General features: G+C 37.5%; 15 protein-coding genes. 7 read left to right on the top strand and 8 right to left on the bottom strand.

Annotation, left to right across the window (positions count from 1 at the left end):
- Nucleotides 1-49 precede the first annotated feature (49 nt).
- Nucleotides 50-616 carry a D-glycero-beta-D-manno-heptose 1,7-bisphosphate 7-phosphatase gene (gene gmhB / locus PR767_RS17875; protein WP_272520704.1) on the bottom strand — a complete coding sequence of 189 codons (567 nt, stop codon included), beginning with the start codon at nt 614-616 and terminating at the stop codon, nt 50-52.
- Nucleotides 617-784: 168 nt separating this feature from the next.
- On the opposite strand from gmhB, the gene metN reads away from it, so the two are divergent.
- The 6 genes from metN to proS all read left to right on the top strand — a co-directional run bounded on the left by metN (nt 785) and on the right by proS (nt 6,412).
- Entirely contained in the window at nt 785-1,816 is a 1,032-nt protein-coding gene (gene metN, locus PR767_RS17870; RefSeq protein WP_004915275.1) for a methionine ABC transporter ATP-binding protein MetN, read from the top strand.
- Nucleotides 1,809-2,462 (top strand): methionine ABC transporter permease MetI, encoded by a 654-nt coding sequence (gene metI / locus PR767_RS17865; protein ID WP_004257375.1) that lies wholly within the window; start codon nt 1,809-1,811, stop codon nt 2,460-2,462. The genes metN and metI overlap by 8 nt, the downstream gene beginning before the upstream one ends.
- Nucleotides 2,463-2,521: 59 nt before the next feature.
- Nucleotides 2,522-3,343, top strand: a complete 822-nt coding sequence (locus tag PR767_RS17860) for a MetQ/NlpA family lipoprotein (RefSeq protein ID WP_004257378.1) — start codon at nt 2,522-2,524, stop codon at nt 3,341-3,343.
- A 122-nt stretch (nt 3,344-3,465) separates the two neighbouring features.
- Complete coding sequence (gene rcsF / locus PR767_RS17855) at nt 3,466-3,867, top strand: Rcs stress response system protein RcsF (protein WP_004908829.1); 402 nt, start codon at nt 3,466-3,468, stop codon at nt 3,865-3,867.
- A gap of 7 nt (nt 3,868-3,874) precedes the next feature.
- A complete protein-coding gene (tsaA, locus tag PR767_RS17850; RefSeq protein WP_272520703.1) occupies nt 3,875-4,594 on the top strand; it encodes a tRNA (N6-threonylcarbamoyladenosine(37)-N6)-methyltransferase TrmO in 720 nt (239 codons plus the stop codon).
- Between the two features lie 99 nt (nt 4,595-4,693).
- Nucleotides 4,694-6,412, top strand: coding sequence for a proline--tRNA ligase (proS, locus tag PR767_RS17845; RefSeq protein ID WP_004908825.1), 1,719 nt, complete (start codon nt 4,694-4,696; stop codon nt 6,410-6,412).
- 62 nt (nt 6,413-6,474) lie between these two features.
- Here proS and chbG read toward each other — a convergent pair whose 3' ends face one another.
- The 7 genes from chbG to nlpE all read right to left on the bottom strand — a co-directional run bounded on the left by chbG (nt 6,475) and on the right by nlpE (nt 12,818).
- Entirely contained in the window at nt 6,475-7,230 is a 756-nt protein-coding gene (chbG, locus tag PR767_RS17840) for a chitin disaccharide deacetylase (protein WP_109911814.1), read from the bottom strand.
- A gap of 35 nt (nt 7,231-7,265) precedes the next feature.
- Nucleotides 7,266-8,618: a 6-phospho-beta-glucosidase gene (locus PR767_RS17835; protein ID WP_109911821.1), complete on the bottom strand. Its 1,353-nt coding sequence runs from the start codon at nt 8,616-8,618 to the stop codon at nt 7,266-7,268.
- 108 nt (nt 8,619-8,726) lie between these two features.
- A complete protein-coding gene (gene chbR / locus PR767_RS17830) occupies nt 8,727-9,593 on the bottom strand; it encodes a transcriptional regulator ChbR (protein ID WP_109911813.1) in 867 nt (288 codons plus the stop codon).
- Nucleotides 9,594-9,603: 10 nt separating this feature from the next.
- A complete protein-coding gene (gene chbA / locus PR767_RS17825) occupies nt 9,604-9,951 on the bottom strand; it encodes a PTS N,N'-diacetylchitobiose transporter subunit IIA (protein WP_004908815.1) in 348 nt (115 codons plus the stop codon).
- Between the two features lie 44 nt (nt 9,952-9,995).
- Nucleotides 9,996-11,354: a PTS N,N'-diacetylchitobiose transporter subunit IIC gene (gene chbC / locus PR767_RS17820; RefSeq protein ID WP_036957985.1), complete on the bottom strand. Its 1,359-nt coding sequence runs from the start codon at nt 11,352-11,354 to the stop codon at nt 9,996-9,998.
- 115 nt (nt 11,355-11,469) lie between these two features.
- Nucleotides 11,470-11,790 carry a PTS sugar transporter subunit IIB gene (locus tag PR767_RS17815; protein WP_004908810.1) on the bottom strand — a complete coding sequence of 107 codons (321 nt, stop codon included), beginning with the start codon at nt 11,788-11,790 and terminating at the stop codon, nt 11,470-11,472.
- Nucleotides 11,791-12,161: 371 nt separating this feature from the next.
- Nucleotides 12,162-12,818 (bottom strand): envelope stress response activation lipoprotein NlpE, encoded by a 657-nt coding sequence (gene nlpE, locus PR767_RS17810; RefSeq protein WP_109911812.1) that lies wholly within the window; start codon nt 12,816-12,818, stop codon nt 12,162-12,164.
- A 271-nt stretch (nt 12,819-13,089) separates the two neighbouring features.
- Between nlpE and rof the strand changes: the two genes are divergently transcribed.
- Complete coding sequence (rof, locus tag PR767_RS17805) at nt 13,090-13,353, top strand: Rho-binding antiterminator (RefSeq protein ID WP_004908806.1); 264 nt, start codon at nt 13,090-13,092, stop codon at nt 13,351-13,353.
- Nucleotides 13,354-13,355: the final 2 nt, after the last annotated feature.

The raw sequence follows: 13,355 nt of genomic DNA, 5'->3' as shown, positions 1-13,355 counted from the left end.
GTGTTTTTTTACATTTTTTTTCTAACTGCCTATTTACCACACAAAACGACTACTTTTTGATTCTTTTTAGTGCTTCTGGCAGTTCGGCAATACTATTAATAACAAGATCTGCATTATTAATTGCCTCATCTGTGACTGGCTCGCCACTTTTTACTAATACGGTCGTACCGACGTTAGCACCTTTACCTGCTAACATATCAGCCAGTTTGTCACCGACCATAATGGATGAAGCCATATCTATCTTTAAAAAGTTTTGTGCATCTAATAGCATTCCAGGTTTTGGTTTACGACAATTACAGTCTTGGCGATATTCTTCTACTGTAGCTTCAGTATGATGGGGGCAAAAATAAATACCGTCTAAGTCAATACCGCGATCTGCTAATGACCAATCCATCCATTCTGTTAGTTGCATAAACTGGTCTTCTGTATAAATTCCCCGACCAATACCTGACTGGTTGGTTACGATAACTAATGCATAGCCCATCTTTTTTAATTCAAGCATTGCTTCAATTGACCCTTCGATAAATTCGAAGTCATCAATTTTATGCACATAGCCATGATCGATATTAATTGTTCCATCTCTATCTAAAAAGACTGCTGGGATCCCGTTACTCACCTGTTTGCTCCTAAAATTTAGTATTTTTTTAGTATCTCATGAAAAGAAATAAAAGGAGAATAGAATAAATAGAACAATCTTTATTGACTTAGACGTCTAGACGCCTTAACATCCAACCTTATTAGATACACTATCTAAAAACAATTCAGATAAAGTTAGAAACTATAAATGATAAAGCTCTCAAATATTAATAAAGTTTTCCAGCAAGGAAGCCGTAACATTCAAGCACTTACTGATATTAGCTTGCATGTGCCTGCTGGTCAGATCTATGGCGTTATTGGTGCTTCAGGTGCAGGTAAAAGTACGCTTATTCGTTGCGTAAATATGCTTGAGCGCCCAACTTCAGGCCAAGTTATTGTTGATGGGCAAGATTTAACGTCGATGACTGAAAAAACCTTGACGAGAGCACGTCGCGGCATTGGCATGATTTTTCAACATTTTAACTTGTTATCTTCACGCACTGTTTTTGATAACGTTGCTCTACCTTTAGAGCTTGATAATACGCCTAAAGAAAAAATTAAAGAGCGTGTGAATGAATTACTAGATTTAGTTGGTTTAAGTGAAAAGAAAGATGCTTATCCTGCGAATTTATCCGGCGGACAAAAACAACGGGTAGCTATAGCTCGCGCATTAGCTAATTCCCCTAAAGTATTGCTATGTGACGAAGCTACAAGTGCATTAGACCCGGCGACAACTCGTTCAATTTTAGAATTGTTGAAAGATATTAACCGCCGATTAGGACTAACTATCTTATTAATTACTCACGAAATGGATGTTGTAAAACGTATTTGTGACCAAGTTGCTGTAATAAGTGGTGGTCAATTAATCGAGCAAGATAAAGTGAGCGAAGTATTCTCTCACCCAAAAACACCTGTCGCTCAAGCATTTATACAGTCAACATTAGTCATTGATATTCCAGATGATTATAAAGAACGATTGAAAACAGAACCAGGTCAAGACCTATCTCCATTACTTAAGCTCGAATTTACAGGGCAGTCTGTTGATGCACCTTTAATTTCAATGGCAGTACGTAAGTTTGATATTGATATTAATATTTTAAGTTCACAAATTGACTACGCTGGCGGCGTGAAATTTGGTGTGATGCTAGCAGAGCTACATGGCATCAATGGTGGCGTTGAGTCCACAATTGCATTTTTGAAAGAGCACCACGTGAAAGTAGAGGTTTTGGGTTATGTCTGAGAGAATGATTTATCTGCTGATTAACGGCACAATTGACACTATCACAATGACCTTTGTTTCCGGCTTTTTAGGTTTTGTTTTAGGTTTACCTTTAGGCGTGTTGCTCTATATTACGCGCAAAGATCAAGTTATGGAAAATGTTGGCTTATATCGTGCTCTTGCGGTTGTTGTTAATATTTTCCGTTCAGTACCGTTTATTATTTTGCTAGTTTGGATTATTCCATTAACGTCGTTTCTTGTTGGTACCACCATTGGTTTAAAAGCAGCTATCGTGCCTTTAACTATTGGGGCCGCACCATTTATTGCTCGTATGGTTGAAAATGCGTTATTAGAAATTCCAAGTGGTTTAATTGAATCAGCTCGTGCAATGGGGGCAACTCCACTTCAGATTATTCGTAAGATTTTAATCCCTGAAGCATTGCCAAGTTTAATTAATGCAGCCACTATCACGTTAATTATGTTAGTCGGATATTCTGCAATGGGTGGTGCAGTTGGTGCCGGTGGTTTAGGCCAAATCGCACTACAATATGGTTATCAAACCTATAACCCTGTTGTGATGAATACCGTTATTGTTCTACTTGTCATTTTAGTAAATCTAATTCAGTTTGGTGGCGAGTATTTAATGAAAAAAGTTTCACATCGATAGTTAGTAAAATAGCGGCGCCGTTGAGGTGCTTATAAAGTCCGTTTTAAAGGGGTAAACCAATGTCTATTAAATTAAAATCTATCGCAGTTGTCGGCGCGCTATTAGGCACACTCGTTCTCACTGGTTGTGGTGAAAAAGAGAAAGATGCTAACAGCATTAAAGTTGGTGTGATCATGGGCAAAGAATTAGAAGTTGCTGAAGTCGCGCAAAAAGTAGCTAAAGAAAAATACGGTTTAAATGTTGAGCTTGTTTCATTTAATGACTTCGTCTTACCAAACGAAGCATTAAGTAAAGGCGATATCGATGCGAACGCATTCCAGCACAAGCCTTATCTTGATCAGCAAATTAAAGACCGTAACTATAAATTAGTCCCTGTTGGAAATACTTTTATTTATCCAATTGCGGCTTACTCTAAAAAGATTAAGTCAGTTGATGAACTTGCAGATGGTTCACAAATTGCGTTACCAAATGACCCAACTAACTTAGGCCGTTCATTACTGTTATTACAACAACAAGGTTTAATTAAATTAAAAGATGGTACAGGTTTAATGCCAACGGTTTTAGATGTGGTTGAAAACCCGAAAGACCTGAAATTTGTTGAGTTAGAAGCACCTCAATTACCTCGTGCTTTAGATGACCAAAAAATTGCCTTAGCGATCATCAATACTACTTGGGCGAGTAGTGCTACACCTAAATTAACCCCAGCAAAAGATGGTTTATTTGTTGAAGATAAAGATTCTCCTTACGTAAATATTATTGTTGCTCGTGAAGATAATAAAGATAGCGAAAATGTGAAGAAATTTATTCAAGCATATCAATCAGATGAAGTGGCAAATAAAGCTAACGAAGTCTTCGATGGTGGTGCAGTTAAAGGCTGGTAATCTTTTTTATTATTTAAAAAACGATTAAAATACTAGACGGCTTAACGCCGTCTAGTATTTTTTGTAATTTATAGACTATAAAACAACGGCATTATTTTGAATAATATAAGAAAGGTATAATTATGAGACTGTTATTGCTCACTTTGGTGACATTTTTGTTAGCCGGGTGTGGAATTAACCAATACACGAGTCCAGGGCAAAATAAAGGTTTCACTAGTATGAAATTGTCTAAACCTGTACCGAGTGAGACAAAACCAAACACTGCAAACGTTAAATTAATGAATAGTCCAGAAGAATTATTAGGGATGCCTTTCAAAGATTTAGGTGTTGTTTCTGGGGAATCTTGTCGAGAAAGTGTTCAAAGCCCTCCGGCAAATTTGAATACCGCAAAAAACAGTATGTTATCACAGGCTGCCTATATTGCGGCTGATGCAGTACTTTTACACCAGTGCCAAACTATGACCTCCCCAGGTTGTTACCAGGCAACTATTTGCGAAGGCAGTGCATTAAAAATTGTTGAATAAGTATCTTATGCAATCTTTTCAGTTTAATGTTATTGGGCACATTGAATCACCTTATAAAGAAAAGTTTGCGATCCCTCGCCAACCTGGACTTGTTCAGGGAGGTGCGGGACGCTTACATCTAAATTCTCCATTTAACGAGCCAAATGCAGTCCGAGGTCTCAATCAATTTAGCCACGTTTGGGTTTTATTCATTTTTCATCAAACGATGAAAAATGGCTGGAAGCCACTAGTGCGTCCTCCAAGACTAGGAGGCAATGATAAAATGGGTGTTTTCGCAACCCGTTCAACATTTAGACCAAACCCAATAGGTATGTCACTTGTTGAATTACATGGAATAACAATAAAAAATAACCAAGTGATCCTTGAGCTTGGTAGTCTTGATTTGGTTGATGGCACCCCAGTTATCGATATAAAACCTTATTTACCTTTCGCTGAGGCAATACCTACTGCAACTGCAGGGTATGCGCAAGAAACACCTTCAGATAATATGCCGGTTATATTTACCCCACATACAGAAACTGTATTAAATACTTATCAAAGTCAGTACCCGGGTATTAAACAATTTATTTCACAAGTTTTAATGCAAGACCCTCGCCCTGCATATAAAAAACAATCTACTGAAATACGTGACTATGCAGTCCATTTATTAGATTTTAATATTCGTTGGCGAGTAATTGATGGTGTGACTGAAGTATTCGCTATTGAACCATACGAAAAATCACCTTAACCCCTTTTGACAAGTCTTCGTCACTGGTAGACTAGCTCACTATATACCTTGGCAAATAAGTCGTTTGCCATAACTTGTTGTTCTAATGGAACCTATACAATGCGTACTAGCAAATATCTGCTCTCAACTCTAAAAGAGACCCCTGCGGATGCAGAAGTTATCAGCCATCAGCTGATGCTGCGTGCAGGAATGATCCGTAAACTTGCCTCTGGTCTGTATGACTGGTTACCCACTGGTGTGCGTGTTCTGCGAAAAGTAGAAACCATCGTTCGTGAAGAAATGGAAAATGCAGGCGCTATAGAGGTATCTTTACCCGTCGTCCAACCTGCAGATTTATGGCAAGAAAGTGGACGTTGGGAACAGTATGGCCCTGAATTGCTGCGTTTTGTTGACCGTGGTGAGCGCCCGTTTGTTCTCGGCCCAACCCATGAAGAAGTGATCACCGATTTAGTGCGTAACGAAATTACGTCTTACAAACAACTACCATTGAATTTATTCCAAATTCAAACCAAATTCCGTGATGAAGTTCGCCCACGTTTTGGTGTGATGCGTTCACGTGAATTTATCATGAAAGATGCATACTCTTTCCACACTAGCCAAGAATCATTGCAAGAAACCTACGATACAATGTACGAAGCCTACAGCAAAATTTTCACGCGGATTGGTTTTGATTTTCGTGCTGTTCAAGCTGATACAGGCTCTATCGGTGGTAGCGCATCCCACGAATTCCAAGTATTAGCAAAAAATGGTGAAGATGACGTTATTTTCTCTACCGAATCTGATTATGCTGCTAACATTGAATTCGCAGAAGCATTAGCACCAACAACACCTCGTGGCGCTCCAACAGAAGAAATGCGGCTTGTTGATACGCCAAATGCAAAAACAATTGCAGAGCTTGTCGAACAATTCAATTTACCTGTTGAGAAAACTGTTAAGACATTGATTGTCCACGCGAAAAAAGATTCAGGGCACACTTTAGTCGCTTTATTAATTCGTGGCGACCATGAATTAAATGAAATCAAAGCAGAAAAACACCCTTTAGTGGCTAGCCCATTAGAATTTGCCACTGAAGCTGAAATCAGAAATGCGGTGAATGCAGGCCCAGGTTCTTTAGGCCCTGTCAATATGCCTCTACCGATTGTTATCGACCGTAGCGTTGCAGTAATGAGCGACTTTGGTGCTGGCGCAAATATTGATGGCAAACACTATTTTGGCATCAACTGGGAACGTGATTTAGCGTTACCAGAAGCTTTTGATTTACGTAACGTTGTTGAAGGCGACCCAAGCCCTGATGGTAAAGGCGTACTACAAATTAAACGCGGTATCGAAGTTGGCCACATTTTCCAATTAGGCACTAAATACTCAGAAGCAATGAAAGCATCAGTCCAAAATGAAGATGGCCATAACCAAATCGTCACCATGGGTTGTTATGGTATTGGTGTAACGCGTATTGTTGCCGCTGCCATTGAACAAAGCCATGATGACCGAGGAATTATTTGGCCGGATGCAATTGCTCCGTTCCAAGTGGCTATTTTACCAATGAATATGCACAAATCTTATCGTGTTAAAGAGGTTGCAGAAAAACTTTACACTGACTTAAAAGCAAACGGTATTGATGTGATTTTCGATGACCGTAAAGAGCGCCCTGGTGTGATGTTTGCCGATATGGAGCTGATTGGTGTTCCATATACTATCGTTATTGGTGACCGTAACTTAGACAACAACCAAATTGAATATAAATCACGCCGAAGTGATGATAAAGAACTTGTTGGTTTAGAAAATATTGTTAGCTTCCTAAAAGGTAAGCTCGGTAAATAAAACAGGTTAAAAGCTAGAAAATAAAGCCCAAATTTAGGTTACTTTGAATTTGGGCTTTTTCTTTAGATGTCTCGGTACGAACCAATCTTAAAGCCATGTGCCAAAATTTGTGATTTTAAGTTTTCAGATGTTAAAACTTCCAATTCATTTAAACGTGGATATGCATAGTTACTTTTTAATAGTGCATTATCAATAAAAGCAGGATGGCTCATAACTTCAATAGATCTATTACCTTGTACCTTAGCTTCATTAATAATCTTCAAAAACAGTGTTTCTGAAATTTCATCACCATAGAATTCGCTACTAAAACAGTCCGTACTCACCACTTGATATGATAATGGTGGCCAATTCTTCTCTAATTGACGATCAACGCGTAATGCAACTCCCTTCTCTTGGGCGAAAGCAACTACAATTGGAAAAATACCTTCAATCATATGGACATGATGATGGCTATCAATATGGCTAGGTTTTTGACCAAAAATTTCGATAAACTTTTGATATTGCAAGTTTAGCTCTTGTTCAATCTCAATCAATGGTAAATCATTAATATCAATATCCCAAAGCCATTTCCCCAACATTCCATCACGGCTGAGTGTAGGCATTGATGAGAAGGGCTTTCCTGCAGTTAAAACAAAATGCATGCCCACCGCTAAGTTCGGATTTTCTTGGCTTAATTTAGCTGCATGGGATATTGCTGGCATATTCATCATCGCACTAGTTGAATGAACTATCCCATTACGATGAGATTCAATAATACCATAATTGACAGCTTCACAGAGCCCAAAATCATCAGCATTTACAATAAGTAGTACAGCCATATGCTCTCCCTTAATTCTATAAGCTATCTGGCTAATTAACCTTCTTGCTCAAGCTGTTGTATTGCTTTAGCAAAGTTGGGTAGATATTTTTTATGGGCGATAAGTAATTCCTTAGAAATTAAACGCGCATCGTTATCAGAATGAATTAATGGGTTTAAATTCATCGCCAATAAAACATCATTAAACTGACCATTTACTGCAGCTTGGCTAGTCGCAATCTCAAAGTTTTTTAAGGTATAAATTAAACCAAGTACTTTATCATCAAAATGTTTTACCCGTGGGTGCGGTTTCGCACCATCACGACCTAATATACATGTCATTTCGACAGTCCAGTCTTCAGGAATATTATCGATATGTCCATGATGTGGAATATTAACATAGTGCTCCGTTTGCTTATCATTGTATATCGCATTGATGACTTCACAAGCTGCATCTGAATAATAAGCCCCACCTCTTAATTCAAGCTCTTTAGGCTTTACATCTAATGTCGGGTTTTTATATAGTTCAAATAGTTGATGTTCAACTTTTTGCACGACTTGTGCCCTAGCACCGCCTTTATAATACTCACCCAGCTCAATCGCTAGCATTTCCTTAGGTTTAAAATAGTACAATAAATAGGAACATGGGATCAGATTTAACCCGCGAATTAGACCTTCGTCAAAAGCAAGGTCAGTAATGTTTTTAACTGAATTGGCACTTAACGTTCCAGAGGCAATACCCTCTAATAATTCATTAAACCTCGATGAGCCATTTACAATAACATCTTTGATAAAAACCATATGGTTTAAACCAAATAAATCGATAGATAATTCATCACTATCAGATAGTTTTAAAACGTCGGTAATAAACATTTTCATACCGATAGGGATATTACAAACACCAATAAAGCGTGTGAAATTAGTATGCCGATAAACAGCCTCAGTCACCATACCAGCAGGGTTAGTAAAATTAATTATCCAAGCATTCGGGCAAATTTCTTCAACATCTTTGATAATGTCAAAAATCACAGGTATTGTTCGTAACCCTTTGAATAAACCACCAGCACCATTAGTTTCTTGTCCCAAATAACCATGTTTTAAAGGGATCGATTCATCTAATTCACGCGCTTTTAATTGCCCAACTCTTAATTGAGTCGTGACGAAATCAGCATCTTTTAATGCTTCTCGCCTATCCAGTGTTTTAAATATCTTTAGAGGTATATTGGCATGCTTAACCATGCGTTCGCATAAATTATAGATAATATCTAATTTTTCTTTACCTTCTTCGACATCCACTAACCATAATTCAGTAATAGGTAATTCATGGTAACGTTTAATAAAACCTTCCAGTAATTCAGGAGTGTAGCTACTCCCCCCTCCAATAGTAACAACTTTTAATTTCCGAGTCATATTAACCTCATGGACCTTTATAATAGACATAGAAAAGCACACCATCCTTATATATAAAGATGGGTATGCTAGAGATTTTAGTAATGGAAAGCTTATTTAGATAATAATTTAACCTACCATTTTTTGTTCAACGCTAAATAGATTTTTTCTGTAATCACTCGGTGTTAATGAAGTTAGCTCTTTAAATTTTTTTACAAATAAACTTGGGCTGCTATAACCTGATTCAAAAGCAATATCTGTAATTGAATAATTAGTTATTTCAAGTTGCTTTTTAGCAAAGTTAATTCTGATATCATTAATAATCTGCATTGGCGTTTTGCCATAATATCTTTTTGTTGCCCGGGTTAAGTATTCTTGTGATTTTCCCGTTATAGAAATCATATTTTGTAGAGCTCTCTCACTAAACATAGCGATATCATGCATTTCTTCCAATGTGCTTTTTAACCACTGCGGTGCATCATCTCGCATACTTTTTTCACGATAATGGCGTAATCGATTTACTACATTAAATGTAACTAACTCAATAAATTCATTAAATTCGCTATCACGAAAATTTAATGATGCGATTACGGATTCTATATAAGCCATAAACTCATTTTTCAATTGATAACCCTGTGATGCAACAAAACAACTTGGTAATAGTGGTAAGTAATGTTTATCAAAAAATGATTTACTGATACCCACATTCAATATTCGTGTTGGCCCAAAATCATAAGCACTTTCGTGATAAGACCCTATTGGAAGAAAAATGAAATCTCCTCGTTCTAATAAAACTTTTTTTCCATTAATTATTTGATAACAACGCCCCGTTAAAACGATCATATATTCATAATAATCATGTTGATGCAGTCCACTTGCACTCTCAACTTTATTATAAATAAAGACATGAAAGGTTTTATTATTAAAAAGTTCACTTTCTTGAACTAGTTTAATTTCAGCATTAGTGTCGGTTCTATTCATCAGTGTCTGCATCATGACCCTCTCTCTAATGGTTTAGTTTTTCATGTAATTCAATTAACTCTGTAATTAATTCACGGGCTAACATTGCGTTCATTAAATGATCCTGCGCATGAACTAGGACTAGGCTTACTTTGATTCGCCCTTCCCCCATATCACTTTCAATTAACTGAGTTTGCACTTTATGAGCTTCATTCAACGAGGAATGAGATTGCGCCATTAAACTTTTTGCGGTCACAAAATCACCTTCTTTCGCTTTTTTTAATGCGGTGTAAGCTAAGCTTCTTGCTTGCCCTGCATTAATAATCAGTCCCATGACAACTTCTTCAAGTTCATCCGTAGTGGCATTTTCTTGGATATCATTAAGCTCAAACATATTTTTATCTCTATTTTAATGAGAGGAGCAAGCTCCTCCCTATTTTAAAATTTAAGTGCGTTAGCAATATCTTCTTCACTTTCTTCTTCATCAATTGTGTTTTGTGCTTTATTAGAAATCACAACAAATGGAAGATAAACGAGTACGGCCACACCAAGGTTAAATAATGCAAGTAATAAAGCGGCAATACTACCATTTGTATTGAAGAATGCAGCTAGCCCAGTAGGCATCGTCCATGGTGCAATATTCGTCACTGGCGGGATAATCCCTAGATAATAAGCCGCGACCATTATTCCCGCCAATAAAGGCTGAATAAGAATAAATGGAATAAACATTACTGGGTTCATAATAATGGGTAGACCAAAAATAATCGGCTCATTAATTTGGAAAATACCCGCTGGTAATGCTAATTTCGCAACCTGACGATGATCGGCACGGCGTGATGCAATAAAGATAGCAATAATTAATCCTAATGTAGCACCGGTTCCACCTAAGAACACATAGGAATCAAGCATCGGTTTTGCCCACATATGGAAAGACTTACCCGCAGCAATCGCAGCGTCAACTGAGCCATATTCAGCATACAAAGACACGTTTTCCAATGCCCATGGGGTCATTATGCCACTATCTAATGCGGTTAATGCGAGAGAACCGTGAATACCAAAGAACCATAGTAGAGACGTAAATACAACATATGCCCAACCAACAACATTCCCCATAGAAGCAAGTGGTGTTGATACTGTATCCATTATAATTTGATGGAAGTTACTACTAATACCGCTTAATGCCCACGACACAATTCCCATAATGGATAAGATAATAAAACCAGGAATAAGTGCAGAAAATGAACGAGATACAGATGGAGGTACGCTATCGGGTAATCTGATCACCCAATTACGGCGAACAATAAAAGTGAACATTTCAGCAACGACTAGCCCTAGAATGATCCCTGAAATGATATTTGCCCCACCGAGCCAGTTAGCACCAACAGCATAAGCACCATTGACGTCATAAGGTGTTACTGTCATGAAAGATGCAACGGCTAACAAACCAGCCGCTAGAGGATCCACCTTACGTTCTTCCGCCAGTGCCATTGCAATAAAAAAAGGTGCCATTAAGGACATTATCCCCAATGTCCCGTTATAAACATTTCCACCGATGGCTTTAAAGCCATTTAGTGTTTCTATCGTTGAGGGTTCTAGTCTAACGCCCAAAGAATAGAAAAAAGACCCTGTATCAAAACTCAGAAAAACATTATTAATTAGCACAAACATTGCCCCAACTAATGTCAGAGGCATAATTCGAATAAAACCATTCTTTATTGCATTAACATGAGGTTGCTTTCCCAATCTAACTGCGAATGGAAGGAGAACCTTTTCAAGCGAAGTGATAAAAAGACTCATAAAATTACCCTCAATTTTTTTGAGTGTGCTCCATTCTTAACTAATTACGTTGTATTAATAGCGTTCATGTCGATGGAGTTATTATGTTGTAGAGGTAGTAAATAGCTTTTTGATACTAGCTTGCCGATTGTTGTTTTATGATTGCAACAGCGACTTTTAGTACACCAAGCCCATCCACTTTTCCGTATAAAAGTGAATCAATAACTTCAACTGGCTTATTAGGTAATAATTTCTGAATATCCGATAACATCCACGCGATTTGCGGGCCCAGCAATATTACATCCGCATCTACACCCTTCTCTGAAGCTAAGCTTTCAGGGAAGGCTTCAATATTGACAGGTACATCATATTTTTCTGCTTGCTGTCTCATTTTGTTAACTAGCAGTGAGGTAGACATACCTGCAGAACAAAATAGATAAATATTTTTCTTATTCATTCCTTATCCTTTAATTCGTTCTATTTTTTATTACCGCTGTGACTTATAAGTTTTCTTATAGACTTATCATATAACTCAGCCCTACACGCTAAAGAGTATAATTATCTCTAGTTGAATTGAGTATACTGCCTTCCCAGCCTTTTCGATAATTCAAACTGAGCAACAATTGTCTCCTATTGACCAGCAGCTATGACGACCTTCACATTTATATAAATATTTTGCGTCAATAAAAAAGTTATACTGATGTCAAATAATGATAAGAAATGAATTAAAGATAGAGAATACGAGGCGTTAGTCGATAATTTAGGAGTCCGAAAGAAAAAGACCCACTTCAACTGAAGTGGGTCTTTTAAGAAAGGAAAAAATACGAATTAGTTACAAGAAGCCGATTTGTCGAATTTAATTGTACCTGTTGGTACTAATGCTGAGTCGAACTGACCATCTTCCATTGAAGGACGAATGGTATAATAACCTTCAATTTCAGCGTAGACTGGCGTACCACCATCTACACCCGTTTCTCCATACGCTTTTTCTAATTCGATACCAGAAGCTGCATATTGACGACCACTAGCGCACTCTGTGAATACAGCTGCATCTGCCATATAGCGGTATTGCCCCACTTTTTTACTTGGCTTAACTTGGTCTAATGTATAATTCATCTGTGTTTCAATCGGGTTACCATCTAAATCCAGTAAGGTCATTGATTGGCCATCTGCTGATTGAGCAAAATAAGTGCTCTCACCTTTAGGATTAGTTGCACGTAATTTATTATTTTCTATATTCCATTTACCAGTATCATGGAAAGCAGTATCACCATCTTTAGTTCCTAAGTAGACAAGCTGTTCTACATAACTACCGTCTTGGTTAACTAGCAATGTCGCCTCAATACCAGAGCAATCCGCACAAGGCAAAACCCCTGTATATACTTTATCGACTGGTGCTGCATCAATATTTTTTGTCGCACTCTGACAGCCAGCTAACGTAATGCTTCCAACCGCCATTAAGACTAACATTAGTGATTTTTTCATTATAATTCCCTTAAAACCATGTGTTTTAACTTATTAACCAATATAAACATCATAGCATTTCATCTAATAAAAATATGGCAAACATAAGAAAATTCGGACATTACTGATAAAATACGTTATGCATTGATTTGGTGAATAAGAATTGTCTTTTTCCCAGTGCTGTGATTATAGTTATTAAAGTTACTGTGCTATTATCGTACTAAGCACATTTTTGCTTGGTACAACATGTTCAAGGCGGCAATAACCGCCACTAACACAGTGGTGAGGGAATATGTCTACAGATACTGAATATCAACCTATCAATTGTGATGATTACGAATATCTAGAAATCGCATGCCAACGTCAGCTAAAATTGCAAATAGCACTTAATGACGGCGTGAATATTGAGGGGCAGGCCAATGATTTACTCCTACGAAAAAAAGTTGAGTACCTGATTGTTGAGACACATGAAGGAACCAAGGAGTTAAGATTGGATTGCATAATTTCCTTCAGTCATCCAGAAATCGGCACGATTGTTGTCGACCACTCTCACTAATA

The sequence above is a fragment of the Providencia sp. PROV223 genome (assembly GCF_028479245.1).
In the GTDB taxonomy this organism is placed as follows: domain Bacteria; phylum Pseudomonadota; class Gammaproteobacteria; order Enterobacterales; family Enterobacteriaceae; genus Providencia; species Providencia rettgeri.
The sequence above is the reverse complement of the archived record's forward strand: the minus strand, read 5'-3'. Positions and strand labels throughout refer to the sequence as shown.

Excerpts from the sequence above, each read along its gene's own strand:
- rcsF (WP_004908829.1), top strand. The coding sequence starts at position 3,466 with ATGAGACTGTTATTGCTCACTTTGGTGACATTTTTGTTAGCCGGGTGT.
- proS (WP_004908825.1), top strand. The coding sequence starts at position 4,694 with ATGCGTACTAGCAAATATCTGCTCTCAACTCTAAAAGAGACCCCTGCG.
- nlpE (WP_109911812.1), bottom strand. The coding sequence starts at position 12,818 with ATGAAAAAATCACTAATGTTAGTCTTAATGGCGGTTGGAAGCATTACG.
- PR767_RS17815 (WP_004908810.1), bottom strand. The coding sequence starts at position 11,790 with ATGAATAAGAAAAATATTTATCTATTTTGTTCTGCAGGTATGTCTACC.
- chbA (WP_004908815.1), bottom strand. The coding sequence starts at position 9,951 with ATGTTTGAGCTTAATGATATCCAAGAAAATGCCACTACGGATGAACTT.
- PR767_RS17860 (WP_004257378.1), top strand. The coding sequence starts at position 2,522 with ATGTCTATTAAATTAAAATCTATCGCAGTTGTCGGCGCGCTATTAGGC.
- PR767_RS17835 (WP_109911821.1), bottom strand. The coding sequence starts at position 8,618 with ATGACTCGGAAATTAAAAGTTGTTACTATTGGAGGGGGGAGTAGCTAC.
- metI (WP_004257375.1), top strand. The coding sequence starts at position 1,809 with ATGTCTGAGAGAATGATTTATCTGCTGATTAACGGCACAATTGACACT.
- rof (WP_004908806.1), top strand. The coding sequence starts at position 13,090 with ATGTCTACAGATACTGAATATCAACCTATCAATTGTGATGATTACGAA.
- chbG (WP_109911814.1), bottom strand. The coding sequence starts at position 7,230 with ATGGCTGTACTACTTATTGTAAATGCTGATGATTTTGGGCTCTGTGAA.
- metN (WP_004915275.1), top strand. The coding sequence starts at position 785 with ATGATAAAGCTCTCAAATATTAATAAAGTTTTCCAGCAAGGAAGCCGT.
- chbC (WP_036957985.1), bottom strand. The coding sequence starts at position 11,354 with ATGAGTCTTTTTATCACTTCGCTTGAAAAGGTTCTCCTTCCATTCGCA.
- tsaA (WP_272520703.1), top strand. The coding sequence starts at position 3,875 with ATGCAATCTTTTCAGTTTAATGTTATTGGGCACATTGAATCACCTTAT.
- chbR (WP_109911813.1), bottom strand. The coding sequence starts at position 9,593 with ATGATGCAGACACTGATGAATAGAACCGACACTAATGCTGAAATTAAA.